Annotated in this window: 22 protein-coding genes; 6 read left to right on the top strand and 16 right to left on the bottom strand. The window is 66.1% G+C overall.

The features are described from left to right. Window positions 1-3 precede the first annotated feature (3 nt). Together pdeR and CQ050_RS28735 are read right to left on the bottom strand one after the other, a co-directional pair. Complete coding sequence (gene pdeR / locus CQ050_RS28740; RefSeq protein WP_105560238.1) at window positions 4-2,001, bottom strand: cyclic di-GMP phosphodiesterase; 1,998 nt, start codon at window positions 1,999-2,001, stop codon at window positions 4-6. A gap of 370 nt (window positions 2,002-2,371) precedes the next feature. Beyond that, window positions 2,372-3,367, bottom strand: coding sequence for a tripartite tricarboxylate transporter substrate binding protein (locus tag CQ050_RS28735; RefSeq protein WP_105560237.1), 996 nt, complete (start codon window positions 3,365-3,367; stop codon window positions 2,372-2,374). A gap of 221 nt (window positions 3,368-3,588) precedes the next feature. Here CQ050_RS28735 and CQ050_RS28730 point away from each other — a divergent pair, with 221 nt between their 5' ends. Further along, complete coding sequence (locus CQ050_RS28730; protein WP_199196957.1) at window positions 3,589-5,364, top strand: IlvD/Edd family dehydratase; 1,776 nt, start codon at window positions 3,589-3,591, stop codon at window positions 5,362-5,364. A 9-nt stretch (window positions 5,365-5,373) separates the two neighbouring features. Continuing rightward, entirely contained in the window at window positions 5,374-6,057 is a 684-nt protein-coding gene (locus CQ050_RS28725; RefSeq protein WP_199196956.1) for a GntR family transcriptional regulator, read from the top strand. A gap of 33 nt (window positions 6,058-6,090) precedes the next feature. Here the strand turns inward: CQ050_RS28725 and CQ050_RS28720 are convergent, their stop codons facing one another. The 9 genes from CQ050_RS28720 to CQ050_RS28680 all read right to left on the bottom strand — a co-directional run bounded on the left by CQ050_RS28720 (window position 6,091) and on the right by CQ050_RS28680 (window position 16,717). Next, the gene (locus CQ050_RS28720) at window positions 6,091-7,746 is read right to left on the bottom strand and encodes a TRAP transporter large permease subunit (protein ID WP_105560236.1); all 1,656 of its coding nucleotides are present in this window, start codon (window positions 7,744-7,746) and stop codon (window positions 6,091-6,093) included. Window positions 7,747-7,748: 2 nt separating this feature from the next. Beyond that, entirely contained in the window at window positions 7,749-8,375 is a 627-nt protein-coding gene (locus CQ050_RS28715) for a TRAP transporter small permease subunit (protein ID WP_105560235.1), read from the bottom strand. Window positions 8,376-8,469: 94 nt separating this feature from the next. Continuing rightward, complete coding sequence (locus CQ050_RS28710; RefSeq protein WP_105560234.1) at window positions 8,470-9,246, bottom strand: ABC transporter permease; 777 nt, start codon at window positions 9,244-9,246, stop codon at window positions 8,470-8,472. Further along, on the bottom strand, window positions 9,243-10,052 hold the full coding sequence (locus tag CQ050_RS28705) for an ABC transporter ATP-binding protein (protein WP_105560233.1): 810 nt from the start codon (window positions 10,050-10,052) through the stop codon (window positions 9,243-9,245). Before CQ050_RS28705 ends, CQ050_RS28710 begins: the two co-directional genes overlap by 4 nt. Next, a complete protein-coding gene (locus CQ050_RS28700) occupies window positions 10,049-11,074 on the bottom strand; it encodes an ABC transporter substrate-binding protein (RefSeq protein ID WP_105560232.1) in 1,026 nt (341 codons plus the stop codon). The genes CQ050_RS28705 and CQ050_RS28700 overlap by 4 nt, the downstream gene beginning before the upstream one ends. Before the next feature lie 64 nt (window positions 11,075-11,138). Continuing rightward, entirely contained in the window at window positions 11,139-12,362 is a 1,224-nt protein-coding gene (locus tag CQ050_RS28695) for a 2Fe-2S iron-sulfur cluster-binding protein (RefSeq protein ID WP_105560253.1), read from the bottom strand. A gap of 5 nt (window positions 12,363-12,367) precedes the next feature. Continuing rightward, a complete protein-coding gene (locus tag CQ050_RS28690; RefSeq protein WP_105560231.1) occupies window positions 12,368-13,195 on the bottom strand; it encodes a xanthine dehydrogenase family protein subunit M in 828 nt (275 codons plus the stop codon). Next, complete coding sequence (locus CQ050_RS28685; RefSeq protein ID WP_105560230.1) at window positions 13,192-15,591, bottom strand: xanthine dehydrogenase family protein molybdopterin-binding subunit; 2,400 nt, start codon at window positions 15,589-15,591, stop codon at window positions 13,192-13,194. The genes CQ050_RS28690 and CQ050_RS28685 overlap by 4 nt, the downstream gene beginning before the upstream one ends. Before the next feature lie 22 nt (window positions 15,592-15,613). Next, window positions 15,614-16,717, bottom strand: coding sequence for a TRAP transporter substrate-binding protein (locus tag CQ050_RS28680; protein WP_105560229.1), 1,104 nt, complete (start codon window positions 16,715-16,717; stop codon window positions 15,614-15,616). A 306-nt stretch (window positions 16,718-17,023) separates the two neighbouring features. Here CQ050_RS28680 and CQ050_RS28675 point away from each other — a divergent pair, with 306 nt between their 5' ends. The 4 genes from CQ050_RS28675 to CQ050_RS28660 are packed head-to-tail and all read left to right on the top strand — an operon-like array spanning window position 17,024 to window position 20,503. Next, a complete protein-coding gene (locus CQ050_RS28675) occupies window positions 17,024-17,338 on the top strand; it encodes a non-heme iron oxygenase ferredoxin subunit (protein WP_105560228.1) in 315 nt (104 codons plus the stop codon). A gap of 2 nt (window positions 17,339-17,340) precedes the next feature. Beyond that, window positions 17,341-18,642: an NAD(P)/FAD-dependent oxidoreductase gene (locus CQ050_RS28670; protein WP_105560227.1), complete on the top strand. Its 1,302-nt coding sequence runs from the start codon at window positions 17,341-17,343 to the stop codon at window positions 18,640-18,642. 35 nt (window positions 18,643-18,677) lie between these two features. Next, window positions 18,678-19,967: an aromatic ring-hydroxylating dioxygenase subunit alpha gene (locus CQ050_RS28665; protein WP_105560226.1), complete on the top strand. Its 1,290-nt coding sequence runs from the start codon at window positions 18,678-18,680 to the stop codon at window positions 19,965-19,967. A 17-nt stretch (window positions 19,968-19,984) separates the two neighbouring features. Further along, window positions 19,985-20,503: a nuclear transport factor 2 family protein gene (locus tag CQ050_RS28660; RefSeq protein WP_105560225.1), complete on the top strand. Its 519-nt coding sequence runs from the start codon at window positions 19,985-19,987 to the stop codon at window positions 20,501-20,503. A gap of 97 nt (window positions 20,504-20,600) precedes the next feature. On the opposite strand, the gene CQ050_RS28655 is transcribed toward CQ050_RS28660, so the two are convergent. The 5 genes from CQ050_RS28655 to CQ050_RS28635 are packed head-to-tail and all read right to left on the bottom strand — an operon-like array spanning window position 20,601 to window position 24,916. Next, on the bottom strand, window positions 20,601-21,221 hold the full coding sequence (locus CQ050_RS28655) for an N-carbamoylsarcosine amidohydrolase (protein ID WP_105560224.1): 621 nt from the start codon (window positions 21,219-21,221) through the stop codon (window positions 20,601-20,603). A 40-nt stretch (window positions 21,222-21,261) separates the two neighbouring features. Then, window positions 21,262-22,311, bottom strand: a complete 1,050-nt coding sequence (locus CQ050_RS28650; protein ID WP_105560223.1) for a 2,5-dihydroxypyridine 5,6-dioxygenase — start codon at window positions 22,309-22,311, stop codon at window positions 21,262-21,264. 30 nt (window positions 22,312-22,341) lie between these two features. After that, window positions 22,342-23,166, bottom strand: a complete 825-nt coding sequence (locus CQ050_RS28645; protein ID WP_105560222.1) for an alpha/beta fold hydrolase — start codon at window positions 23,164-23,166, stop codon at window positions 22,342-22,344. 11 nt (window positions 23,167-23,177) lie between these two features. Continuing rightward, complete coding sequence (locus tag CQ050_RS28640) at window positions 23,178-23,930, bottom strand: Asp/Glu racemase (protein WP_105560221.1); 753 nt, start codon at window positions 23,928-23,930, stop codon at window positions 23,178-23,180. A 23-nt stretch (window positions 23,931-23,953) separates the two neighbouring features. Then, window positions 23,954-24,916, bottom strand: coding sequence for an amidohydrolase family protein (locus CQ050_RS28635; RefSeq protein ID WP_105560220.1), 963 nt, complete (start codon window positions 24,914-24,916; stop codon window positions 23,954-23,956). Window positions 24,917-25,005 lie beyond the last annotated feature (89 nt).

Below are 25,005 nucleotides of genomic sequence, written 5' to 3'. Positions count from 1 at the left end.
GTATCAGGCGATCAGATGCAGCCGGCGGCGCTGGGCCAGCCACGTGACGAATTCGGCCGCGGGCATGGGCTTGGCGTACAGATAGCCTTGTTTGGCATCCACGCCCAGCGTGTCCAGGAACGAGGTTTCTTCCAGCGTCTCGACGCCTTCCGCGATCACCTTCAGTTCCAGCGTGCGCGCCACGGCGACGATGGCTCGCGCCAGCGCCTGCGACACCGGATTCTCGTTCACGCCGCGCACGAAGCTGGCGTCCAGCTTGATCGCGTCCAACGGAATGCGCGCCAATTGCGACAACGACGAATAGCCGGTGCCGAAGTCGTCCAGGTGGACGCGTGCCCCTAGTTGGCGGAACTGCTTGATCAGGTCGATCGCCGCGCCCTCGTCTTCGATCAGGCAGCTTTCCGTCAGTTCGATGTCCAGCAGGCACGGGTCCAGCTCGGCGTCGCCAAGGGCGCTCATGAAGTCGCTGACCACGCCCTTGTCGTCCAGTTGGCGCGCCGACATGTTGATCGCGATCCGGATGTTCAGGCCATCGCGCTTCCAGGCGGCCGCCTGGCGAGCGGCCTCGCGCATGACCCAGACACCCAGTGGCGAAATCAGGCCGGATTCCTCGGCGTACGGAATGAAGACGCTGGGGCAGACCATGCCACGCTCGGGCGAGCGCCAGCGCAACAGCGCTTCGACGCCGTCGACTTCGCCGGTGCGGCCGACAAGCTTGGGCTGGTAATACAGCATCAAGTGGTTTTCGGCCAACGCCTTGCGCAGGTTCGTGTCCAGCCAGACATAGTCCGCGTTGCGTCGGTCCATGTCGGGCTGGAAGACGCGGTAGGTATGGCGCCCCGCTTCCTTGGCCACGTACATGGCGATGTCGGCGCTGCGCACGACGCTGTCCAGGTCGGCGCCGTGGTCGGGGTACATCGCGATGCCGATCGAGCAACTGGTGTAGACCTCGATCAGTCCCTGGCGGAAAGGCTCGCGCAGCCGTTCGATGATGCGTTCCGCGGTGGCTTCCAGTTGCCACGCCTGCGCCTCTTCCTGCAGCACGATGAACTCGTCGCCGCCCAGCCGCGCCAGCGTCTGCCCGTCGGACAGGCAGGTCGAGATCGCCACCGACACCGCCTTGAGCAGGCGGTCGCCGAAGCCGTGTCCGTAGTGGTCGTTGATGCGCTTGAAGTTGTCCAGGTCCAGGAACAGCACGCCGCCCCGCCCTTCCTTGCCCGCCGCCAGCGCCGCCTTGAGCCGCGCGGTGATCGAATGGCGGTTGGGCAGATTGGTCAGGGTGTCGGTGTTGGCCAGCACGCGCAGGCGTTCTTGCGCCTGGCGCTCTTCGGTGATGTCGGTGCCCGAGCAGATCAGGTAGACGCGCTTTTCGCCGCTGCCGCTGGTGACGAACTTGTTCCGGAACAGGAACAGCCGGGGCCCCTTGACCGTGTTGATCAGCCGCTCGGCCTCGTAGGACTGACCGCGTTTGTAGAACTCGGCGATATTACGGCGCGAGGCCATGGCCTCTTCTCGCGTCATGAACATCTCGAACACGCTGCGCCCGACGATGTCCTGCTCGCGCTTGCCCGTGTATTCCTCGCTGAGCTTGTTGAAGCGCTGCACCCGACCGTTCTGGTCGACGATGACAATCACGGAGTTGGCTTCGGACACCACGGTCTCGGCAAAGGACAGGCCTTCGACCAGATCCTTTGCAACGGCCTCGGTGTCGGAATGCGCCGACGCCGTGCCGGCCCATTCGTTGGGGTTGATCTTGCGGCCCACCAGATGCAGCCGCAGCGCGTCGCCGTAGAGCGTGATGTCGATGCGCAGGCTGGAGGTGATGCCCGTCAGGGAACGGATGGCGTCGGCCTGATCCGGGCGCAGCGCCATCGCGATATTGGCCGCGCCCTTGACCGCGGCGAGCTCAAAGGCGTCGCTATCGGCCGACAAACGCCAATAGGGACTGTGCGTACCGAAATGCGTATGCAGGATCGACCTTTCGTCCTGATTCTCTGTCATCGTGGTATCCCCCCACTGTCCTACGGCTGGTTCACGCTAACAAGGCGTCCTTTAGGATGAACAGCCCTAGTCGGACCGAAAAGTACATTACGGCCTAGCCTGGACGGGGTCAATACCCCGTTGCGGCGCGATATTCCCAGTATTGCGGATTGTTGCAGCGCCTATCGCGGACAGGCCGGAAGTTCTCTCGTTCCCGGTCGTTTTAATGCGTCGCCACGCCCGCGCGCGATCACCTTGTTGCGTCCGCTCCGCACTGCAATGCAGAAACAAAATCGCCGAAGATTTCGTGAAGAAATCTTCGGCGTGTCGCGTCAATCGCGCAACCGGAGGATCAAGCCGACGGATCAAGCCGACGGATCAAACCGGCCGATCAGTCTCCTTTCACCCCGGCTTCGTCGATCACCTTGGTCCAACGCGCCACTTCCGCCGACACGCGGGCGCGGGCATCGGCCGGCGTCGTCCAGGTGGCGATGGCGCCTTGGTTCAGCAGCGACGCCTTCACTTCCGGCTTGGCCAGGATCTTCTTCAGTTCGCCGTTCAGGCGGTCGATCACCGGCGCCGGCGTATTGGCGGGCGCGACGATGCCGAACATCGAACTGACTTCAAAGTCCTTCAAACCCGCTTCCGCGGCGGTCGGCACATCCGGCAGCGTCTCGACGCGTGCCGGAGACGTCACCGCCAACGCACGCAGCTTGCCTGCCTTGATATTGCCCTGCGCCGCAGGCACGGTTTCGATCATGCTCAGCACCTGGCCGCCCATCAGGTCGGTCATGGCGGGGCCGCTGCCCTTATAGGGCACATGCAGGATGTCCACGCCGGCCGAACGCTTGAACATTTCGCCGGCCAGATGCTGGGGCGATCCGTTGCCGGCCGACGCCATGGTGATGTAGCCCGGCTTGGACTTGGCCAGCGCGATGAACTCGGACAGCGTCTTGGCCTGCACCGACGGGTTCACCACGAATACCAGCGGCACCGTGCCCACGATGGACACCGGGGAGAAGCTCTTTTCCACGTCATACGTGACGCGGCCGCGGTACAGGGCGGCGTTGATGGAATGGCTGGTCAGCGCGCCCATCAGCAGGGTGTAGCCGTCGGGCTGCGCCTTGGCGACCTGGTCCGCGCCAATGTTGCCGGCAGCGCCCGCGCGGTTTTCAACGATCACCGACTGGCCCAGCGCGCTCGTCAGCTCCTGCGCCAGCACGCGGCCGATCACGTCGGTCGCGCCTCCGGGCGGATACGGCACGATCATGCGGATGGGCTTGTCGGGGTAGGCGTCGGCCGACATCGCCGGGGCGGAAACGCCGGCACAGACGGCCAAAAGGGTAAGCAGGACGGCACGGCGCGGCCGCAGACGCAGGTCTGACATGGGGTCTCTCCAGCCGGGATGAGTATAGGAATGGACGGACGCCCGGCTCGTCAACGAGCGCCAGTGTAGGAGTCCGAACTTGATAGAAGAATCAGAATTTTTCTATCGACTGATCTAATAAACAGATCAATATATGGACGCGCACAAAGCGCTTGCCGGCGACTACAAAGGCTGGATATGATCTTGCCCCTGGATTATCAATAATATTATCGGGACTGAACATGACGGACGAGACCAAAGGCGGCAAGCCCGCAGCAGGACCTTTCGACAGCGACAGCGCAACCGCCCAGGGCGTGGCGCGCGGCCTGACCAACTATGGCGACAAGGGCTTCTCGCTGTTCCTGCGCAAGGCGTTCATCAAGGGCGCCGGTCTCTCCGACGACGCGCTGGCCCGGCCGATCATCGGCATCGTCAACACCGGCAGCAGCTACAACCCGTGTCATGGCAACGCGCCCCAGCTGATCGAAGCCGTCAAGCGCGGCGTGATGCTGGCGGGCGGCCTGCCGATGGACTTCCCGACCATCTCGGTGCACGAAAGCTTCTCGCAGCCGACCAGCATGTATCTGCGCAACCTCATGTCCATGGACACCGAGGAGATGATCCGCGCGCAGCCCATGGATGCCGTCGTGCTGATCGGCGGCTGCGACAAGACCGTGCCGGCCCAGTTGATGGGCGCCGCCTCGGCCGGCGTGCCCGCCATCCAGCTGGTCACCGGATCGATGCTGACCGGCTCGCACCGCGGTGAACGCGTGGGCGCGTGCACCGACTGCCGCCGCTACTGGGGCCGCTATCGCGCCGACGAGATCGACGCGCCGGAAATCGCCGACGTCAACAATCAACTGGTCGCCAGCGTGGGCACCTGTTCCGTCATGGGCACCGCCAGCACCATGGCGTGCATCACCGAAGCCCTGGGCATGATGGTGGCGGGCGGCGCATCCGCCCCGGCCGTCACCGCCGACCGCGTGCGCGTGGCCGAACGGACCGGCGCCACCGCCGTGGCCATGGCGGCGTCGCGGCTGACGCCCGACCAGATCATCAACGGCAAGTCCATTGAAAACGCCTTGCGCGTGCTGCTGTCCATTGGCGGGTCTACCAACGGCATCGTCCACCTGACCGCCATCGCGGGCCGCCTGGGCATCGACATCGACCTGGCGGGCCTGGACCGCATCAGCCGCGAAACCCCCGTCCTGGTCGACTTGAAACCGTCGGGCCAGCACTATATGGAAGACTTCCACGACGCGGGCGGCATGCTGGCGCTGCTGCGCGAACTGCGGCCTTACCTGCACCTGGACGTGATGACCGTATCGGGCCGCACCCTGGGCCAGGAACTGGATGACGCGCCCGCCGCCTTCGCGCAGGACGTGATCCGCACCGCCGAGGCTCCCATTTATCCGGTGGGCGGCCTGGCCGTGCTGCGCGGCAACCTGGCCCCGGGCGGCGCCATCATCAAGCAGTCGGCCGCCAACCCCAAGCTGATGGAGCACGAAGGCCGGGCGGTGGTATTCGAAGACGCCGAAGACATGGCGCGCCGCATCGACGACGACGCGCTGGACGTGACGGCGGACGACATCCTGGTGCTCAAGCGCATCGGCCCGACCGGCGCGCCCGGCATGCCGGAAGCCGGCTACATGCCGATCCCGAAAAAGCTGGCGCGCGCGGGCGTCAAGGACATGGTCCGCATTTCGGACGGCCGCATGAGCGGCACGGCGGCGGGCACCATCGTGCTGCATGTCACGCCCGAGGCCGCCATTGGCGGACCGCTGGCTTACGTGCAGAATGGCGACCGCATCCGCTTGTCGGTGGCGCAGCGTGAAATCGCGCTGCTGGTGGACGATGCCGAGCTGGCGCGCCGCGCCGCGGCACAGCCCATCACCCGGCCCACCGCCGACCGCGGCTATCGCAAGCTGTTCCTGCAAACCGTGACGCAGGCCGACCAGGGCGTCGATTTCGATTTCCTGCGCGCCGGCGTCACCCACGACACCGTGCCCAAGAAGTAAGCGCCTGCCATGAACGCCATCACGCCCGACGCCCTGCAAGCAGAGGCCCCCGACGCCACGCAGAGCGCGGTGGCCGCCCTGGAAGAAGACATCATCTTCGGCCGGCTGCACCCGCGCGAACGCCTGACCGAGGACGAGCTGATGGCGCGCTTCTCCATGAAGCGCCACGCCGTGCGGCAAGTGCTGGCCGAACTCGAGCTATTGGGCGTCGTGGAGAAAAAGCGCAACATCGGCGCCGTCGTGCGGGCGTTTTCCACCCGTGAGGTGATGGAACTGTATGCGCTGCGCGAAGTCCTGGAAGTGCATGCCGCCAGCCAGATGCCGCTGCCCGTGCCCGAAGCGCGGCTGGCGGCGCTGGTGTCGGTGCAGCGGGAACACGACGCGGCCGTCGCCGATGGCGACGCGCGGCGCGTGTTCCGCAGCAACCAGCGTTTCCACCACGAATTCTTCGGACTGCTGGACAACGCCGTGCTGGGCCAGGCCATCGAGGAATACGCCCGGCGCACCCACCCCATCCGCTTCGGCACGTTGGTGGCGGCCGGTTACCGCGAACGCGCCCGCCAGGAGCACTGGGCCATGATCCAGGCGCTGCGCGACGGCGACCGGGCCGCATTGATGACGGTGTGCCGCGACCACCTGCTGCCCTCGCGCGATGCCTACCTGGCGTCCGAGCTGGCGCGGCCGGGGCGCTAGCCCCGGGCTGCCGCCCGCCCCGCCCTGCCCCGGCTACTTGAACGGATCGGAATCGGCGCCATAGGCCCCGCCCCCATACGCCCCGCCCACTTCCAGCGACACCGAGCCGGGATCGACCACTGACGCGTCGCTCTTGTAGTGCATCACCATGCCCGGGAAGGCCATCACCGCTGCCACCATCAGCAGCTGGATCACGATGAACGGCACCGAACCCCAATAGATCTGCCCGGTGGTGACCGGCTCGATCATCTTCCCGGTGACCCGGTCCTTGTAGCGGTCCCGCGGGGCCACGGACCGCAGGTAGAACAGCGCGAAGCCAAAGGGCGGATGCATGAACGACGTCTGCATGTTGACGGCCAGGATCACGCCGAACCAGATCAGGTCGATGCCCAGCTTGTCGGCCACCGGCCCCAGCAACGGCACGATGATGAAGGCCAGTTCGAAGAAATCCAGGAAGAAGGCCAGCACGAAGGTCAGGACGCTGACGACGATCAGGAAACCCCATTGTCCGCCAGGCAGGCCGGTCAGCAGGTGTTCGACCCAGAGGTCGCCGTTGACGGCGCGGAACGTCAGGCCGAACACGGTCGACCCCACCAGAATGAACACCACGAAGCAGGACAGCTTGGTCGTCGTGTCCATCGCCTGCTTCATCAGGTCCAGCGTCAGACGGCGGCGGACCAGGGCCATCAGGATAGCGCCCACCGCCCCCATGGCGCCGCCTTCGGTCGGCGTCGCCACGCCAATGAAGATCGTGCCCAGCACCAGGAAGATCAGCGCCAGCGGCGGAATCATCACGAACGTGACCCGCTCGGCCAGCGCCGACAGCAGGCCCAGCCGCAATACCTTGTTGACCAGCGCGATGACGAAGGCCGTGGCGCCCCAGAACAGCAGCGCCACCACGATGCGCTCGTCGACCGGCGCGGTGTTGTTCTCGACCCAGCGCCCCAGGAAGTACGCCGACACCGCGGAAATGAGCATCAGCACCAGCAACGAACGCCCGCCGCGCGTGCCGTTCGGTTCCTGGAAGCGGCGCGCCTCTTCGGGCAGCGCGGGCGCCGAAGCCGGTTTCAGCAGGCTAATGGCGACCACATAGACGATGTACACGCCGGCCAGCACGAAGCCCGGCACCATCGCCGCCCGGTACATGTCGCCGATCGAACGGCCAAGCTGGTCGGCCAGGATGATCAGCACCAGCGACGGCGGGATGATCTGCGACAGCGTGCCCGACGCCGCGATCACGCCGCTGGCCAGTTTCCGGTCATAGCCGTTGCGCAGCATGATCGGCAGCGAAATCAGCCCCATCGAAATGACCGACGCCGACACCACGCCCGTGGTCGCGGCCAGCATCGCGCCCACGAACACCACCGCGATGGCCAGCCCGCCCCGGACCGAGCCGAACAGTTGCCCGATCGTCTCAAGCAGGTCCTCGGCCATGCCTGACCGCTCAAGCACCAGGCCCATCAGCGTGAAGAACGGCACCGCCAGCAGCGTGTCGTTGGAAATGATGCCGAACACCCGTTGCGGCAACGCCTGGAACAGCGAGGAATTGAGCAATCCCAGTTCCATCCCCACCAGGCCGAACAGGATGCCGTTGGCCGCCAGCGCGAACGCGACGGGAAAGCCCATCAGCAGGAAGATGATCAGCGTCGCGAACATGATCGGCGCCAGATTGGCAATGAAGAACTCCATGATCAGCCGCCCTTGTTGTTCAGTTCACGCAGTGCGGCCGCTTCGCGCGCTTGCGCTTCACGGGCGATTTCTTCGGCCAATTCCGCTTCCGCGCTCTTGGCGCCCTCGCGTTCACGCGGGTCGCGGCAACGCCCCATCAGGAAGCCGATGCACTTGATCAGGTGCGACAGGCCGGCCAGCACCAGCAACGCGAACCCCACGGGTATCAGCAGTTTGACGGGCCAGCGAATCAGGCCGCCCGAGTTGGAGGACTGCTCGTTGCTCAGGTAGGAATCCATGAACACCGGCCAGGACAGCATCATGATCAGCACGCACGCCGGCAGCAGGAAGCACAGCACGCCGAAGATCTCGATCCAGACCTGGGCGCGCCGCGACAGGCGCGAGGCGATGATGTCCACGCGCACATGGTCGTTCTTCAGCAGCGTGTAGCCCGCCGTCAGCAGGAACATGGCGCCGAACATGTACCACTGCAATTCCAGCCAGGCGTTGGAGCTGTAGTGAAAAACCTTGCGCACGATGGCGTTGCCGGCGCTGACCAGGACGACCAGCAGCGTCACCCAGGACACCACCCGGCCCATCCGCAGGTTGATCGCGTCTATGCCGCGCGACAAGGCGAGTAATGCTTGCATCTGTTTTCCCCAGAATTGTTTTTTGACCACACGTTTTTGATCACACGTTTGCCCGGACCCGGCGCGGCTTACCGCCCCGTGCCGGGAACCCGCCTCAGCCGTCTTCGCGGTGATGCGCCAGCCACGGCGTCGACCGGCGTTCCAGCCACGCCAACAGCGCGAACAGCAGCATGCCCATCAGCGCCAGCACGAAGATCGCGGCAAATACCCTTACGGTGTCGAAGGTGCCCTGCGCGCTCATGATCACGTAGCCCAGGCCGCGCTGCGACGACACGAACTCGCCGACGATGGCGCCCACCAGCGCCAGCGATATCGACACCTTCATACCCGCCAGGATCGAGGGCAGCGCGCTGGGCAGCCGCACCTTGAAGAAGAAATCGCGCCGCGAACCCTTCAGCACCCGTCCCAGGTCCAGCACGTCTTGCGGCACCGAACGCAGGCCATGGACGGTGTCCACGATGATCGCGAACACGGCGATCAGGAACGCGATGGCGATCTTCGGTTCGGCGCCCGTGCCCATCCAGATCACGAACAAGGGCGCGATGGCGACCTTCGGCACGCTGTTCAGCGCCACGATCAAGGGGTAGATGAAGCGTTCGAACCAGCGCGACCCGACCAGCATGATGGCGATCGCCACGCCGCCCGCCACCGCCAGCGCAAAGCCGGCAAGCGTCGTCATCAAGGTGTAGGCGGCGTGCCCGGCGTACCAGCGCCACTCGGACGCCAGTTCCAGCACCACCTGCCCGGGCAGCGGCAGCATGATGGGGCGCACCTGGAATACCCGCGCGGCGAACTCCCACAACAGCAGGAACACGGCCACCGACAGCAGGCCCGCCATCCGGCGAGCCGTTCCGCGCAATAGCCGGATCATCGGGCTGTCTCCACGCGCGCGTCGGCCCGGGCGCCCTCGTCGATCAGGCCCATTTGCTGGAACAGCCCCCGAATGTGCCGCACGTATTCGCCGAAAGCCGGCGTTTCGCGCAGCGCCAGCGGCCGGGGCCGCGGCAGGTCGATATCGATGGTCTCGAGGATGCGGCCGGGACGCGGCGAAAACACCATCACCACGTCACCCAGGAACACCGCCTCGGCGATGCCGTGGGTCACGAACAACACCGTGTTGCGCGTTTCCATCCAGATCCGCTGCAGCTCTACGTTCATCTGGTCGCGAGTCAGGGCGTCCAACGCGCCGAAAGGCTCGTCCATCAGAAGCAGTTGCGGGTCATCGACCAGGGCGCGGCAGATCGCGGCGCGCTGGCGCATGCCGCCGGACAGTTCGCGTGGATAGCTCTGGGCAAACGCTTCCAGGCCAGTCAGGGCCAGCAGCCCGCGCACCTTGTCCTCGTATGCCGCCACGGGCTTGTGCGCGAATTCAATCGGCAGCAGGATGTTGCGCCAGACATTGCGCCATTCCAGTAGCGCATCGCGCTGGAACACCATGCCCATGCCTTGTGGCGGCCCCTGCACCGGCACGCCCGCCACGCTCAGCTCGCCGCTGGAGATCGTTTCCAGGCCGGCCACGCAGCGCAGGAACGTGCTCTTGCCGCAACCGCTAGGCCCCAGGATGCTGACGAATCGGCCTGACGGCACCTCGACCGATACCGAGGCCAGCGCCTCCACGCCCGATGCCCCGGGATAACGTTTGCGCACATTCCGCGCGTCGACGGCCCACGGCATCATGGTTGCACCAGGTTGTCGTAGCGCTCCGGGTGCGCCAGGTCCGGCACGTAGAACGATGCGGGCGCGGCGCCCGCGCCGACCAGCCCCACGGAGGACAGCGTCTTGACGGCCTCCGTCCAATCCTGCGGCACGATGGCGCCCAGGCGCGCGCCGGGCGCGGGCTGCCCGAAGTACGGCTGCAAGGCGTCGATCTGGCCACGCAGCACCTTCTTGTCCAGCCGGGCCTGCGGCCGTTGCGCCAGAATGGCGGCCACCGCCTCGTCCTGATGCCCGGCGTAGATGTATTCCCAGGCGCGCGCCGTCACGCCGGCAAATCGCGCGATGGCCTCGCGCCGCTGCGCCAGCTTGGATTCGTTGGCAAACAGGCCGAAGCTGGGCATGTTCAGGCCGAAGTCGGCAAAACGCACCGCGCGGGACGGCCGGTTCTGCGAGACGACGGGCAGGAAGAACGGAATCGTGGAGAACGCCGCGTCGGCCCGCCCCACGGCATAGGTGGAGGCTTTGCCGGCGGCGTCCACGTTGATCAGTTCAAGGTCGCTCTTTTTGAGCTTGCCCGCGGCCAGGAAGGCATCGATGAACGGCGCTTCCAGCGAACCGGCGGTGTACGCCACCTTCTTGCCCTTCAGTTGGGCGGGCCCGGTAATGCCAGCGTCGGCGGGAACCAGCAACCCGATATCGCTCTGGCGCGCGAACACCGCCACCGCCTTGACGGGCATGCCCTTCTCGCGGGCGATCATCATCGAGGCCAACGCGGCGTGCCCCACGTCGAAACTGTCGCCCGCCCCGACGATCTGCACCGTCGTGACCGACCCATTGCCGTCTTCCAGCGATACGTCCAGCCCGGCCTGCTTGTACCAGCCCTTTTGCTGGGCCAGGTGAAACGCGCCGTGCACGCCCCACGGCGTCCAGTCCAACCGCACCTTCAGCGGCTCTGGCGCTTGCGCCCAGGCCGATGCGCTCAACCCGGCCGCCGCCAGGCCCAATACCGCTTTGCGCCACCCTCTTGCGAATACCGCGTGCATGGTTTTCCCCGTCATTCGTCGACACTGTGGGGCCGCCTTTGCGGCGGCCCTTCCCCGTCCGCGCTCAGCCGCCGCGGCCGAACCAACGCTTGATGCGCGCCCACAGCACGCCGAAGAACATGGCCGTGGGATTGAAACTGGCTTGAACCAGAGGTTCACCCTGGCCGGCGGGCTGACGCAGCCGGGCCGTCACGTTGTTGCCGAAGTCGGCGATCATGCGGCGCACGAAATCCTGCACCAGTCCCGACCGTGAAAACTGCGCCAGCGGCCCTTGCAGCGAATACAGCAGGTTCACGTTGACCCGCGTCTCGGTCGGCGACAGCGCTTCAAGCTGATAGGTGATATCGCCATTGGCGCGCGACTGGCTGAGCGAATCCTGCCCGGCGCCGCGGAACACCGCCCGCATGGCGGCGTCGTCCCGTTCCAGCCGGGCCGCGCCGTTGAAGGCCGCGGCCATCGGCCCGAACTTGATGGCGACGCGGCCTTTGACGCGGTCGCCCTCGTGCGATTCGATCGAGGCGCCCGGCAGGCAACTGGCCAGGGCGGGCAAGTCGACCATGAACGCCCAGACGTCCGCCGCCGGGAACGGCACCTGGAAGCCGCCGTCGATCTGGCTGCCACGGCCCTCTTTCTTGCCGGCCGGGGCGGCAGGCTTGGCGGAGTTGGCCGCGGGGTCGGTGGTGGGGTGGGTGGATTGGGTGGCGCTGTCCGCGGTCGGCGTGAAGCCGGCGAACGCCAAGGGTTTCTCTACCGCTGGCGCCGCGCCGCGCCCCTGCGCCTGGGCCGTGCGCAATGCCTCGACGGCGGCGTCGGGCTGCGCCCGCAAGTCCGCCAGCACCGACATCACGGCGGCGACGATGCCCATGTAGCCGGTGCAGCGGCAAAGGTTGCCGGACAGCTCCACCCGGACCCGGCTCTCATCGGCCTGCGGCAGCCGCAGCACGATATCGCGCGAGGTCGCCAGCATGCCCGGCGTGCAATAACCGCATTGCAATGCGTGGTGCTTCGTGAAGGCCGCGCGCAGCCGTTGCATCACCGGATCGGCGTCGTAGCCTTCGATGGTCGTCACCTGCCGGCCTTCGCAAGCCACCGCGAACGAAATACAGGACCGCACCGGCGCGCCGTCCACCAGCACCGTGCAAGCACCGCAGACGCCATGCTCGCAACCGAGGTGAGTGCCGGTCAGGCGCGCCTGATCCCGCAGGAAATCCCCCAGATGCATCCGCGCGGGCGCCTCGTGCGACACGCGCTTGCCATTCACTTCCAATGTCACCTGAACCATGGTTATTCCTGTCAACCCAATGCCTGAGCCAGGCAGCGCGCCACCGCCGTCCCGTGCAGCTTGCGGTGGTGTTCGTCCTTGTCCGGCATGACGCCGGCCAGTTCATCGGCCAGCAGCGTCTCGTCCAGGCCCGCCAGCCCCTGCTGCGCGATGCGCGCCGCCAACCGGGGCAGCAACTGGGGCGCGCCGTCCAGGGCGCCCACGACAATCCGCGCGGCGCCCGTCGCCGGATCAAACCAGGCGGCGCAACTGGCCTCGGCGAACTCGCCCGTCTTGCGGCAGAATTTGTAGTAGCCCCAGCGCGCCTGCGGGCTGGCGACCGGCACATGCACCGCGGCGATCAATTCGTCGTCGCGCAGTCCCGTCGTGTAAGCGCCTTGCATGTAGCCCTCTGCGGGCAGCATGCGCACACCGTCGGGGCCGGTGATTTCCAGCGTCGCCCCCAGCCCGACCACGGTCAGTACCCAGTCGGCCGCCGGATCGGCATGCGCCAGGCTGCCGCCCAGGGTCCCGCGGTTGCGGATGGCACGGTAGGCAATGCCCGGCGCCACCTGTTGCAACGGCGTCCCGCGCAAGAGTTCGTGCACGCCGTCTTCGATTTCAGCGTGCGTCACGGCCGCGCCCACGCGCAGCATGCCGCCTTGCCGGGTGACGGTCCGCAACTCGTCCAAGCCTGAAATGTCGATCACCACGGGCGGCCGTGCCAGACGCAGGTTCAGCATCGGTCCCAGCGATTGGCCACCGGCCATCAGCTTGGCGCGGCCATCGTGGCCGCGCAGCGCGCCCAGGGCTTCCTGCACCGTGCCGGGGCGCGCGTATTCGAATACGGCGGCCTTCATGCCATCACCTCGGCGGCGGCCTGAACGGGCTGCTTGCCCTGCGCAATGGCGGCCAGCACCCGCGTGGGCGACAAGGGCGTGCGCAACAGCTCCGCGGCGCCAAGCGGACGCAGCGCATCGTTGACCGCGTTGAACAGCACGGCAGGCGGCGCGATCGCGCCCCCCTCGCCCATGCCCTTGGCGCCGAATTCGGTATGCGGCGACGGGGTCTCGAAATGATGCAGGCGCATGTTGGGCACTTCCGTGGCGCCCGGCAGCATGTAGTCCGCCAGGGTCGACGCCAGGGGCTGGCCGTTCTCGTCGTAAGGCGTCTCTTCATAGAAGGCGGTGCCGATGCCCTGGGCCACGCCGCCGATGGTCTGGCCTTCGACCACCATGGGATTGATCATGGTCCCGCAATCCTCCACCACCACGTAGTCCAGAATCTCGACGCCGCCCGTGCCGGGATCGACCGCGACCACCGCCGCGTGGGTCGCATACGTGAAGCAACCCGTATCGACCTTGGGCTTGTAGCCCACCGTGACCTCCAGGCCGCTGGGGTCGACATCGGGCGGCAACAGTTGCGGCCGCAGATACCAGGCGTCGGCTACGTCCTTCACCGACACCGACTTGCCGTCCGCCTCCAGCCGGTCCTGGTTCCAGGACACGCTCGCGGGATCGGCCTGCAGCAAGTGCGCGCCGATGTGCGTCAACCGGGGCAGCAAGCGCTTACAGGCCTGCGACACCGCGCCCCCCGACATCACGAGCGAACGCGACGCGTAGGTGCCCGTGGAAAATGGCGTCTGCCCTGTGTCGCCGTGCAGCAGCTTGATGCTGCCCACATCCACGCCCAGGATTTCGTTGGCGATCTGGGCGAAAGTGGTCTCCATGCCCTGCCCGTGGGAATGCACGCCCACCCGCAGTTCCAGACCGCCGTCGGGAGTCACCCGCGCCGTCGCCTGGTCGAAGCCCGGGATCACGGGGGTGCCCCAGGCGGCGAACACGGACGTGCCATGCGCGGCCTGCTCGGTATAGGTCGCCAGGCCCACGCCGATCAAGCGGCCGTCGGCTTCGCCGCGCCGCTGGCGTTCGCGCACCGCGTCCACGCCAATCATGTCCATGGCCTGTTGCAGGCTGGCGGGATAGTCGCCGCTGTCCAGGTGCTTGCCGGTGACGTTGACGAACGGCATCTGGTCGCCCTGCACCAGGTTTTCCTCGCGAACTTCCCAAGGCTCGCGCCCGACTTCACGCGCAATCGCGTCCATCGTCAATTCCATGGCGAAGCACACGCCGGTGCGCGCCACACCGCGATAAGGCACGAATCCGGGCTTGTTGGTGGCCACCGCCCGCGTGACGCAGCGGTATCCCTTGAAGGCGTAAGGCCCGGGCAGGTTTCCGATGGCTTGGCCCGGTTCCAGGCCGATGGTGAACGGCCAGACCGAATAGGCGCCGCCGTCGATGGTGATCCTGGCGTCCAGCGCCAGCAGTTTGCCGCGGCGGTCGGCGTAGGCCACCATCTCGTAATGGTGCTCGCGCGAATTGGCGCCTGCGGTCAGGTGTTCACGACGGTCCTCGATGAAGCGGAACGGCCGCTTGAACGTCTTGGCCAGCCAGGCCACGCACAGTTCTTCCTGCTGCAAGACGCACTTGTACCCAAAGGCGCCGCCCACATCGGGCGACACCACCCGCACGCGGCCCTGCTCCAGGTCCAGGCATTGCGCCAGCACGCTGCGGATCATATGCGGCACTTGCGTGGCGCTGACCACCACCAGTTGGTCGGCCTGGTGGTCCCAGTACGCCAGCACCGCCTTGCCTTCCATGGGCACCATGCATTGGCGCGCCAGGTCGATCTTGCGCCGGACCACCACGTCGGCCTGCGCCGCGTAGTCGTCAAACTCCTTGTCGGCGTTGAGCGTGACGAAGACGTTGTCGCGCCACTGCTCGTGCAGCAGATCGCCGGTAGCGGCCTGCGCGCTGTCGACGTCGGCATACACCGGCAGGTCGTCGTAGTCGACCTCGATCAGTTCCGCATAGTCCTCGGCTTCGGCGCGGGTCGGCGCAAACACCATGGCGACGGGCTCTCCCACGAAACGCACCTTGCCCGACGCTAGTGGCGGCTGAGCCGACGCCTGATAGGTGGGCAGCGTGGAATCGGCCACGATATCGCGCGCATCGGGCATCGACTGGCGCAGGAACACATTGCCGGCGACCGCGTCGGCCACGCGCACCGCCGAAATGCGCGCATGCGCGAGCGGGCTGCGCAGGAACGCGACTTCGCTCAAACCCGGCATGGCCATGTCGGCCACGAAATTCCCCTTGCCGTGCAGGTGCCGCGCGTCTTCCTTGCGCGGCACGCGCGCGCCCACTCCCTGCGGCTTGCCCGGCCGGCCGTGCGCATTGGCGTGTTCTGTCGTCATGACTGCCTGTCGCCTCCCCGGGTCACTTGGCCTGCGCCTTCGCCACCGCGGCGAAGGTGTAGTTGTCCAGCGGGCTTTCGGCCACCCGGAACCAGCCGGCCTGATCCACCTGGAATTTTTTCCAATCCGGATAGATCGCGGCAAAGTCCGGGTTCTTGGCCGACAGTTCCACCCACAGTTCCTGCGACGCGTTATAGGCGGCGTCCATCACTTCCTTGGGGAAGAAACTGACTTTGGCGCCACCAGCGATCAGCTTGCGCAGCGCATTGGGGTTGCGCGCGTCGTAGTTGGCCAGCATGCGCATGGTCTGCTCGCCTGCGGCGGCTTCGAACGCGGCCTGGTAGGCCGGGGGCAGTGCATCCCAGGCCTTGTCGTGCACCATGCTGGTGATCGAGGCGCTGCCTTCGAACCACCCCGGTGAATAGTAGTAAGGCGCCACCTTGTTGAAGCCCAGCTTCTCGTCGTCGTACGGCCCGATCCACTCGGCCGCGTCGATGGTGCCCTTTTCCAGCGCCGGGTAGATATCGCCAGGCGGGATCTGCTGCGGCACCGCGCCCAGCTTGGACAGCACCATGCCGCCGATGCCGCCGATCCGCATGTTCAGGCCTTTCAGGTCGGCGACCGACTTGATTTCCTTGCGATACCAGCCGCCCATCTGCACGCCGACGTTGCCACAGACGTGGTTCACGATGTTGTACTTCTTATAGAGCGCCCGCAGCATCTTCAGGCCGCCGCCGGAATGGACCCACGCGTTGTGCTGGCGCGCGCTCAACCCGAACGACAGGCCGGTATCGAAAGTCAGCGCCGTGTTCTTGCCGATATAGGCCGTGCTAAGCACGTGGTTGCATTCGACCGTCCCGTTGCTGACGGCGTCCATGTTCTGCGCGGCCGGCACCAGTTCGCCACCCGGAAACGCGCGGATCTCGAACTTGCCTTCGGTCAACTGCGCCACGCGCTTGCAAAGCTCTTCGGCCGAACCATAGATGGTGTCCAGGCTCTTGGGCCAACTGGTCGACATGCGCCAGCGCACCGCCGGCGCGGACTGCGCGATGGCGGGCATGCCGACAGTGGCAAGTCCTGCGCCGGCGGCGCCAGCGGCTTGTGCGAGGAAACGGCGTCGTTGCATGTAGTGCTCCCGATCTGATTCGATTGAGTCCCCTTGGACCCGCCTCAACCCATGCCAACGCCGCATTTTCAAGACCCAAAAAAACGTTAGCACACTGAATTGTTAGTCAGCATACTGACAGTAATTTTGAGTGTCAACAAGGTTAATCCCCACTTCGAAACGCGCGAAAACCCTGCGTTTCCAGCCGCTTACGAGCGCGCCGCAAGCCGCTCGCTTTCATCGCGTCGGGGAAATCCCTAGCTCCTGAGTTGATTTTTTGGGCAGTACACTGACCACATTACTCAGCATACTGATTAGAGAGCCCATATGAACTGGATCCGCATTGCCTCCACCGACCAGCTCACCGATGACGACGAAGTCATTCCCGTCGCGGCCGGCGAGAAGCAGCTTGCGCTATATCGTAGCGAAGGGGAATTCTTCGCATCGGACAACGTCTGTACGCACGCGTACGCGCTGCTGTCCGACGGCTACCTGGAAGATGGCTGCATCGAATGCCCGTTGCACCAGGCCAGATTCGATATCCGTACCGGCGAAGCCAAGTGCGCCCCGGCCACCAGCGGCATCCGTGTTTACCCGGTCAAAGTGGAAGGCCAGGACATCTACGCGGATGTGCAGGGCTGACCATGGCTGACGCCGACTCGATCCTCATCATCGGCGCCGGGCAGTCCGGCGCGGTTGCGGCGGCGGCCCTGCGCGACCTGGGCCATGAAGGCCCCATCACGCTGGTCGGCCGCGAGACGCATGCTCCCTATGAACGCCCGCCTTTGTCCAAGGCCGTGCTGCAAGCGGCCGACGCGCATGCGCAGACGGCCGTTCACCCCGGCGGCTTTTATGAACAGCGGCGCATCGCGTTGCTGACCGGCGCCGAAGCCGTCCGGCTGGATCCCGCGGGCCATCTGGTTCACCTGGCCGACGGGCGTCGGCTGCACTATCGTCATTGCCTGCTTGCCACCGGCGGCCGGGCGCGCGAACTGCCCAACCTGCCCCGCGGCACACCCGGCGTGCATTACATCAGGACATTGGACGACGCGGCGGCGCTGCGCGCCAGCCTGACGCCGGACGCGCGCGTCGCCGTCATCGGCGGCGGCTTTCTTGGCCTGGAAGTGGCGTCCACCGCGCGCGGCCTGGGCGCGCGCGTGACCGTGCTGGAAAGCGCGGCGCGCCTGCTGGAACGCGTGCTGCCGCCGGCCTTGTCCGATTGGCTGGCCGAACGCGCCCGTCACGCCGGCGTGACGCTGCGCCTGGACGCGCGCATTGCACGCTGCGCCTGGCAGCCCCTTCCCGATGACACCGTCCCGCATCAGGCCCGCTTCACGATCGAACTGCACGACGCCACCGTGATCGACGCCGACGTGGTGGTCGTTGCCATCGGCTTGTCGCCCGAGGTATCGCTGGCCGCCGACGCCGGCCTGGCGCTGGACCCCGCCAACGGCGGCATTGCGATCGACGCCGACTGCCGCAGCAGTGACCCCGACGTCTACGCCGCGGGCGACTGCGCCAGCCAGCACCGGCGTCATCTGAACATGGCGCTGCGGCTGGAGTCGTGGCAGAACGCCAATGAACAGGCGCGCGCCGCTGCCGCCGCCATGCTGGGGCAACCGGCCCCCGGGGAACCCTATCCGTGGTTCTGGACGGACCAGTTCGGCTGCAACGTGCAGATGCTGGGCCTGCCGCAACCCGGGCTGGCCTATACCTGCCGCGGCACGCCCCAAAGCGAATCCGACGCGCCGAAGTTCATCTGGCTGGGCCACCGCGACGGCGTGCCGGTCCACGCCATCGCCATCAATGCGGGCGGCGACCTGCGCCAGTTGCGCGTGCTGTTCGAACAAGGCTTGCGTATCGATCCGCAGCGCTACGCCGACGAGACCGTGGCGCTCAAGCCGCTGGTGAAAGCCTGCCAGCAACTTGCCACCGCCACCCCCTGAATTCCATTGTTGCCCCGCCTCGACAGGAGCTTTTCATGTATCAATCACAAACCGTCATCGGCCGCACGGTAGCCTCGAAAGACGCCGCCCTGGCCGACTGTGTCTGGCCGGAGGACGCGCTGCACTACATCCCCGACTGGGTCTATACCAGCAGCGCCGTGTACGACCAGGAGGTCGAGAAGATCTTCCATGGCAAGACATGGAACTACGTGGCGCTTGAGGCCGAACTGCCGAACCCGGGCGACTACAAGCGCTCTTACGTCGGACCGACGCCAGTGGTGGTCTCGCGCGCCGAGGACGGTTCGGTCAACGTATTCGAGAACCGCTGCGCCCACCGTGGCGCGGAGTTCTGCCGCCATAGCCAGGGCAACGCGAAGGAATTCGTCTGCCCGTACCATCAGTGGTCATACGACCTGAAAGGCAACCTGCAAGGCATTCCCTTCAAGCGCGGCGTGAACCGCGAAGGCGGCATGCCCAAGGACTTCAAGAACGACGAGCACGGCCTGCGCAAGCTCCACGTGACCACGCGCCACGGCGTCGTGTTCGCGTCGTACAGTGCGGACGTCGAACCCATCGACGAGTATCTGACGCCCGAGATCCTGACCGATTTCGACACCGTCTTTCCCGGCAAGAAGCTGAAGATCCACGGCTACTACCGCAACGAACTGCCGTGCAACTGGAAGATGTACCACGAGAACCTGAAGGATCCCTACCACGCGACCCTGCTGCATTCGTTCCTGGTCGTGTTCGGGCTGCTGGTGGCCGGCAACAAATCGGCCATGCTCGTGGATTCCGTGCACGGCCGCCATGGCACCATGGCGTCGGCCAAGAGCGAAGACAAGTACGCCACCGTCAGCGAAGAGAACAAGAAGGAAATGCGCTCTTTCCATGACGGCTTGCACCTGCAGGACGACCGCTTCCTGGAATTCGTGAAAGAGTTCGACTCGCCCTGGTCGGTCACGATGCAGACCGTGTGGCCCAACCTGATTGTCCAGCGCGAGATGAACACGCTGGGCGTGCGCCAGATCGTGCCCAACGGACCCGACAGCATGATCATGCAATGGACCATGTTCGGGTACGAAGACGATACGCCCGACATGGAACGCCACCGCCTGCGCCAGGGCAACCTGATGGGCCCGGCCGGGTTCCTGGGGCTGGAAGACAATGAAGCCATGAAGTTCGTGCAGGAAGGCGTGCGGCGCGCCAGCACGGACGTCAACGTGCTGAAGCTGGAATCCGGCAAGCAAGGCACGTCGAACACGCTGATTTCGGAGGCCGCGATCCGCTCGATGTACAGCTACTACCGCGGCGTGATGGGCTTCTGAGGCAGGAACCAAGACACATGAGAACCCGATTCGAATTTTCCCCCCGCAAGATCGATCCGGCGCGCGCCATCGCGCTGCGCCAGGAAATCGATGAATTCCACGCCGACTACTGCGCGACGCTGGACGCCGGCCTGGTCGAAGCCTGGCCCGGCTTCTTCACCGAAGACGGCCTGTACCGCGTGACGGCGCGCGAGAACGCCGAGCTGGGCCTGCCGGTCGGGCTGGTCTACTCGGAAGGCCGCGCCATGATGCACGACCGCGCGGTTGCCATCTCCCGCACCCAGATGTTCGCCCCGCGATACATGCTGCACCTGGTCAGCAACACCCGCGTAACCTGCGAATCGCCTGAAGGCGAGATCGAAGCCCAGGCCGCCTTCATGCTGATGCAGACCCTGGTGGAAGGCCCCACGACCCTGCATCTGGCGGGCACCTACTATGACCGCTTTACCCGGGAAGACGGCGTGCTCAAGCTGAAAGAGCGCCAAGTGGTGTACGACACCACCATCCTGGCCAATGACCTGGTCTACCCGGTGTAGGCAAGCGCCCGTCTACATGAAAAAAGGGGTTGCGCCAGCAAGGCGCAACCCCTTTTCCGTTGGCGGGCCCTTTTTCGTTGGCGGGCCGTCCGCGTCTTCAGGCCAGCGTCGCGCGCATGGTTTCTTCGCACGTCAGAACGGTGGCGTACTTCTGGCGCATGTCGAACAGATTCGCCTCGTGCGGGCCGATGGCGCGGTCACCCACGCAGTCGGACACCACCAGCGGCCGAAAGCCGTACTGCATCGCGTCCACGACGCTTGCCCGCACGCAGCCGCTGGTGACCGCGCCCGCCACCAGCAGCGTCTGCACCCCGCGCTGCGTCAACCATGCCGCCAGGCCGGTGCCGAAGAACGCCGACGGCACCGTCTTGCGCACCACCAGTTCCCCCGCGGCGGGCGTCAACTGAGGGACGATCGCGCTGTGGGGGTGCGCTTCCTTCAGCGTCAGCATGCCCGGAACTTTCAGCGTGAAGATGTTGTGGTCGGCGTCGTCGTCGGCGAACACGATGCGGCTGTGCGCCACCGGCCAGCCCTGGCTGCGCGCATGCGCCAGCAGATGCGTCGTCTGGGCGATGGCCGGGGCGATGTTGCCCCCGCCGAACACGGCCGGGTCGGCAAAGCCGTTGACCAGGTCCACGATCAGCAGGCCATAGGGCGGCTTGGGGGTCATCGTGGCGCCAAAGCCTTGGCGCTCGTAGGCAGAGATGTCGTCATGCATGAAGCGGGTTCCTTGATCGATGGTTGTTGGGCGCCGTGGCCTATTGCTGCGGGGCGACGCCATCCAGCACCCTGCCCTGGCGCACCACGTCCTCGCCGTCCAGCCGCACGGTGCAGCCGCGCAACGGGATATCGATATGGCACGTGGTGGTGCGGCTGCCGCCCGCCTCGTTGTTCGGACCCAGCGAGAACAGGAAGTTGCCCTCGTACGCCCGCGCATCCATGCCGATGGTGGCCTCGCGGTCATACAGGCCCAGCGTGGTCCAGTGCGCGCGCGGCTGCAAGCCCCAGCCAATATGCGAAATCGCGTACGCCTCGGGGTCCTGGAACGACGCCACGTATTCGCGCAACAGCTCCGCGTCGATCCCGCCTTCGATGCGAGTGGCAAAACCGTCCTCGACCGTAAGCGTGATCGGCGAACGCACGTACAGCTTTTGCGGCAGCAGGATGTCGCCCGCATCGATCACGATCCTGCCGTTGGCGCCGCGTTCGTTCGGCCAGGTCAGCACAAAGCCGCTGGGCCAATGGTCCCATCGCCCGGGCTCGTCCACGAAGCCGTATTCGCTGATCGCCGGAAACTCGCCCAGCGGGCAGCGCAAGTCCGTGCCGGCCGCCGACACCACGCTCATCTCGCGTGCCGCACCGATGCGCGCGGCCGCGGCCTTCACGCGGGTCCGGTCCGCCTCGGAAGGCACCAGCCGCGCCAGCACCTCGGGCGGTTCGACCGCCAGCAGGATCTTGGTGCCGGTGGCCAGGATCTCGTGCTGTTCCGGCGAAAACAGCAGCGTCATCAGGTCCAGCACCAGGTCGCTTTCCTTCAGCGCGGCAATCGCGGGCTTGTTTCCGGTCAGCGGCGTGGTGCCCAGGTAGGCCAGCGAATCGCGGCTTAACGCCTTTTCGCCGTTGACGGGCGGCAAGTCCAGCCGGTTGACCACCGCCCCCATCGATTGCGCCGCGATCAGCGCCGTCGACAGCGTTTGGGGGTGAGTCGCGGCGCTGGTCAGCACCGTGACCGACTGACCGGCTTGCAGCTTCGACAAGGTCAGCACCTGCTGCCAGGCCTTCACCAGTTCATAGTCGCTTACAGGCATGATTTTCTCCTTGCTTGACGGCCCGGCGGTTCAGGCCCGCGCCAGCGGCGCGCCCAGGAAATCACCGAAGGCCGCGTAGAAGCCTTCCTCGTTGTCCCACGGAATCATGTGGCCGGCCGCCGGCACCCGGTGATGCCGCGTGCCCGGCGCCAAGCGCGCGATTTCCGCCGCGTCGTCGTCCAGCACCACGTCGCCCTTTTCGGCCGTCACCAGCAGAACCGGCACATTCAAAAGCGGCAGGTCGGCGTGGATATCGTCGGTCTGGAAGGCGTCGAAGCTTTGGACAATGGCGCGCTCGTCGCAGGTGTGCAGCCATTGCGCGCGCAGTTGGCGCTGCGCGTCCGTCCAGGTCGGGCAGAAGGCGCGCATGGCCTCGGCGTCCATCCCGTGGCGCGCCTGCGCCATGGAATCGACATACCAGGGCAGCTTGGCCGGATAAGGGCGGCGGCCGGGGCCGGACACCGGCGGATCGACCAGCACCAGGCGGCGCAACCCGGCAGGCCGGGTCCGGCCCGCGCGCACGCCGATTCGCCCGCCCATGGAATGACCGACCAGGCTGTAGCGCGCGAGTCCCAGCGCTTCTGCGAAAGCCAGCACGTCGGCGGCTTGCGCGTCCAGGCTGTAGTCCAGCGCCGCGCCGGCTTCCGACAGGCCGCGGCCGCGCACGTCAAGCAGGTAGGTGTCGAACGTCTTGCCGAACCGCTCGCCAACGAAGCCCCAGGTTGCCGCAGGGCTGGTGATGCCCGGCACGATCACGACCGCATCGCGGCCCGCCGTGTGCGCGCCACCGTAGCGCAGGTAGTGCTGGCGGATGCCGTTGGCATGGACGTTGCCGCCATAGAGATAGGTGCTCATGGCTGCGTTCCTCAGTAGGCGCCCGACAGCAGCGCGCCAGCGCCGGGGACCACCGGTTCCAGGTCCAGCGACTTCAGGATGGCGTAGGTCGTGGCCACGGCGGCGGTGATCACCGGCCTGCCCGTCTGCGCCTCGACCTTGGCGATGGCCGGCAGCGACGGCATCTGCACGCAGGCCGACAGCACAATGGCGTCGACATCACGGGTGTCCATCTGCGCAACGATCTCCGGCAAGCGTGCCGGGTCGTGCCGGCCCACGTCCAGATTGTCCGGAATCTCCAGCGCGCGGTAATCCACCACCTCGAAGCCTTCGTTGCGGATATAGTCCACCACCAGCTCGGTCAACGGTTTCATGTACGGGGCCACCACCACGATACGGCGCGCGCCGATCACCTTCAGCGCGTCCACCAGGGCCCCCGCGCTGGTGATCACGGGCGCATCCGCGCCGTTGGCGGCCGTGTGCGCCTGCAGGCGTTTTTCCGACACGCGGTGATAGCCGTGGCCCATCGCCATTATCGCCACCAGGCAGGCGTATCCCAGCACGTCCACCCGCGCGTCGCTCAGTTCCACCGCGCAGCGGTCGGACTCGCCGTCCATCGCCGCCAGCTCCTCCTTCACCACTTTCTTCATGCGCATCCGGCTGGAGTGGAATGTGAAACGCTCCGGCCGGATCTGCTGGCGCGCCAGCAGCATCGCGGGGATTTCGGTTTCCATCGTCGTGTTCGAGCTCGGCACGATCTGGCCGATACGGAAGGGTCTTTGCATGGTTGCTCCTTTTTCCGGAGGGATCAGAGTTTGAACAGCCGGCGCGCGTTGCCGTGGCAGACCAGATCGCGGGTGGCGTCATCCATCGGCGTCCGTTCGATGAATTCGGCGGCCAGCGCCGTCGATTCGTAGGGGTAGTCCACCGAGAACATCACGGCTTCGCGGCCCATTTCGGCGATGGCCGCCATCAACGTGGGCGGCGAACAGACGCCGGACGTCGTGATGACGATGTTGCTGCCCAGGTATTCCGACGGCGCGCGCGCCAGTTTGATGCCGTGCGAATACACGGCGAAGCGGCTGTCGAAGCGCCACCGTTGGAACGGCAGGCCCTCGCCCATGTGCCCCAGGATGAGCTTGACGCCGGGATAGCGGTCGAACACGCCGCCGAACAACAGTCGCAGCGCATGCGTGGCGGTCTCGACGCCCCAGCCCCACGACGCCCCCACCAGCTCGGGATGGCCGGAATAGGCTTGCGGAACCACATAGGGGTCGCTCGGATGCAGGTAAATCGGCACATCCAGTTCTTGCACCTGTTCCCAGAAGGGGTCATAGGCGCGGCCGTCGTAGTACACGCCGTTGGTGTGGCCGTTGATCAGCGCGCCCTTGAAGCCCAGTTGCTTCACGCAACGCGTGAGTTCCGCCGCCGCCACCAGGGGATCGTGCATCGGCAAGGTGGCGAAGCCGCCATACCGGGTGGGATGCCGGGCGATCTGGCTGACCAGGAAATCGTTGTTTTCCTTGGCCCGATTGAGCGCCACCGCGGCATCGGCTTCCGCCTGCACGCCGGGCCCGGTCTGCGACAGAATGACGTAGTCAATGCCGGCGCGGTCCATTTCGCCCAGCCGGACTTCATCGAAATCCACCAGCCGCGCCGCCAGGTCGGCCAGCACGGCGGGATCGATATGCTGCGCGAAGCTCTTTGAATAGTCCTTGAATCCGACCGCGGTGTAGTGCTCCTCGAACGCGATCTTGCGCACTTTGCTCATTCCCCTGCTCCCAATGTGATGGCGCGGCGCCTGCCCCGCCCCGGCATGCCAGCGTCTATTATCAGTACACTGACTATTTGATTGGAACA

The organism is Achromobacter sp. MYb9, assembly GCF_002975275.1.
Lineage (GTDB): Bacteria > Pseudomonadota > Gammaproteobacteria > Burkholderiales > Burkholderiaceae_B > Achromobacter.
This window is presented reverse-complemented; position numbering and strand designations above follow the sequence as displayed.

What these genes read in the sequence shown, in the direction of transcription:
- pdeR (WP_105560238.1), bottom strand. Translation starts at nt 2,001, where the DNA reads ATGACAGAGAATCAGGACGAAAGGTCGATCCTGCATACGCATTTCGGT.
- CQ050_RS28735 (WP_105560237.1), bottom strand. Translation starts at nt 3,367, where the DNA reads ATGTCAGACCTGCGTCTGCGGCCGCGCCGTGCCGTCCTGCTTACCCTT.
- CQ050_RS28730 (WP_199196957.1), top strand. Translation starts at nt 3,589, where the DNA reads ATGACGGACGAGACCAAAGGCGGCAAGCCCGCAGCAGGACCTTTCGAC.
- CQ050_RS28725 (WP_199196956.1), top strand. Translation starts at nt 5,374, where the DNA reads ATGAACGCCATCACGCCCGACGCCCTGCAAGCAGAGGCCCCCGACGCC.
- CQ050_RS28720 (WP_105560236.1), bottom strand. Translation starts at nt 7,746, where the DNA reads ATGGAGTTCTTCATTGCCAATCTGGCGCCGATCATGTTCGCGACGCTG.
- CQ050_RS28715 (WP_105560235.1), bottom strand. Translation starts at nt 8,375, where the DNA reads ATGCAAGCATTACTCGCCTTGTCGCGCGGCATAGACGCGATCAACCTG.
- CQ050_RS28710 (WP_105560234.1), bottom strand. Translation starts at nt 9,246, where the DNA reads ATGATCCGGCTATTGCGCGGAACGGCTCGCCGGATGGCGGGCCTGCTG.
- CQ050_RS28705 (WP_105560233.1), bottom strand. Translation starts at nt 10,052, where the DNA reads ATGATGCCGTGGGCCGTCGACGCGCGGAATGTGCGCAAACGTTATCCC.
- CQ050_RS28700 (WP_105560232.1), bottom strand. Translation starts at nt 11,074, where the DNA reads ATGCACGCGGTATTCGCAAGAGGGTGGCGCAAAGCGGTATTGGGCCTG.
- CQ050_RS28690 (WP_105560231.1), bottom strand. Translation starts at nt 13,195, where the DNA reads ATGAAGGCCGCCGTATTCGAATACGCGCGCCCCGGCACGGTGCAGGAA.
- CQ050_RS28685 (WP_105560230.1), bottom strand. Translation starts at nt 15,591, where the DNA reads ATGACGACAGAACACGCCAATGCGCACGGCCGGCCGGGCAAGCCGCAG.
- CQ050_RS28680 (WP_105560229.1), bottom strand. Translation starts at nt 16,717, where the DNA reads ATGCAACGACGCCGTTTCCTCGCACAAGCCGCTGGCGCCGCCGGCGCA.
- CQ050_RS28675 (WP_105560228.1), top strand. Translation starts at nt 17,024, where the DNA reads ATGAACTGGATCCGCATTGCCTCCACCGACCAGCTCACCGATGACGAC.
- CQ050_RS28670 (WP_105560227.1), top strand. Translation starts at nt 17,341, where the DNA reads ATGGCTGACGCCGACTCGATCCTCATCATCGGCGCCGGGCAGTCCGGC.
- CQ050_RS28665 (WP_105560226.1), top strand. Translation starts at nt 18,678, where the DNA reads ATGTATCAATCACAAACCGTCATCGGCCGCACGGTAGCCTCGAAAGAC.
- CQ050_RS28660 (WP_105560225.1), top strand. Translation starts at nt 19,985, where the DNA reads ATGAGAACCCGATTCGAATTTTCCCCCCGCAAGATCGATCCGGCGCGC.
- CQ050_RS28655 (WP_105560224.1), bottom strand. Translation starts at nt 21,221, where the DNA reads ATGCATGACGACATCTCTGCCTACGAGCGCCAAGGCTTTGGCGCCACG.
- CQ050_RS28650 (WP_105560223.1), bottom strand. Translation starts at nt 22,311, where the DNA reads ATGCCTGTAAGCGACTATGAACTGGTGAAGGCCTGGCAGCAGGTGCTG.
- CQ050_RS28645 (WP_105560222.1), bottom strand. Translation starts at nt 23,166, where the DNA reads ATGAGCACCTATCTCTATGGCGGCAACGTCCATGCCAACGGCATCCGC.
- CQ050_RS28640 (WP_105560221.1), bottom strand. Translation starts at nt 23,930, where the DNA reads ATGCAAAGACCCTTCCGTATCGGCCAGATCGTGCCGAGCTCGAACACG.
- CQ050_RS28635 (WP_105560220.1), bottom strand. Translation starts at nt 24,916, where the DNA reads ATGAGCAAAGTGCGCAAGATCGCGTTCGAGGAGCACTACACCGCGGTC.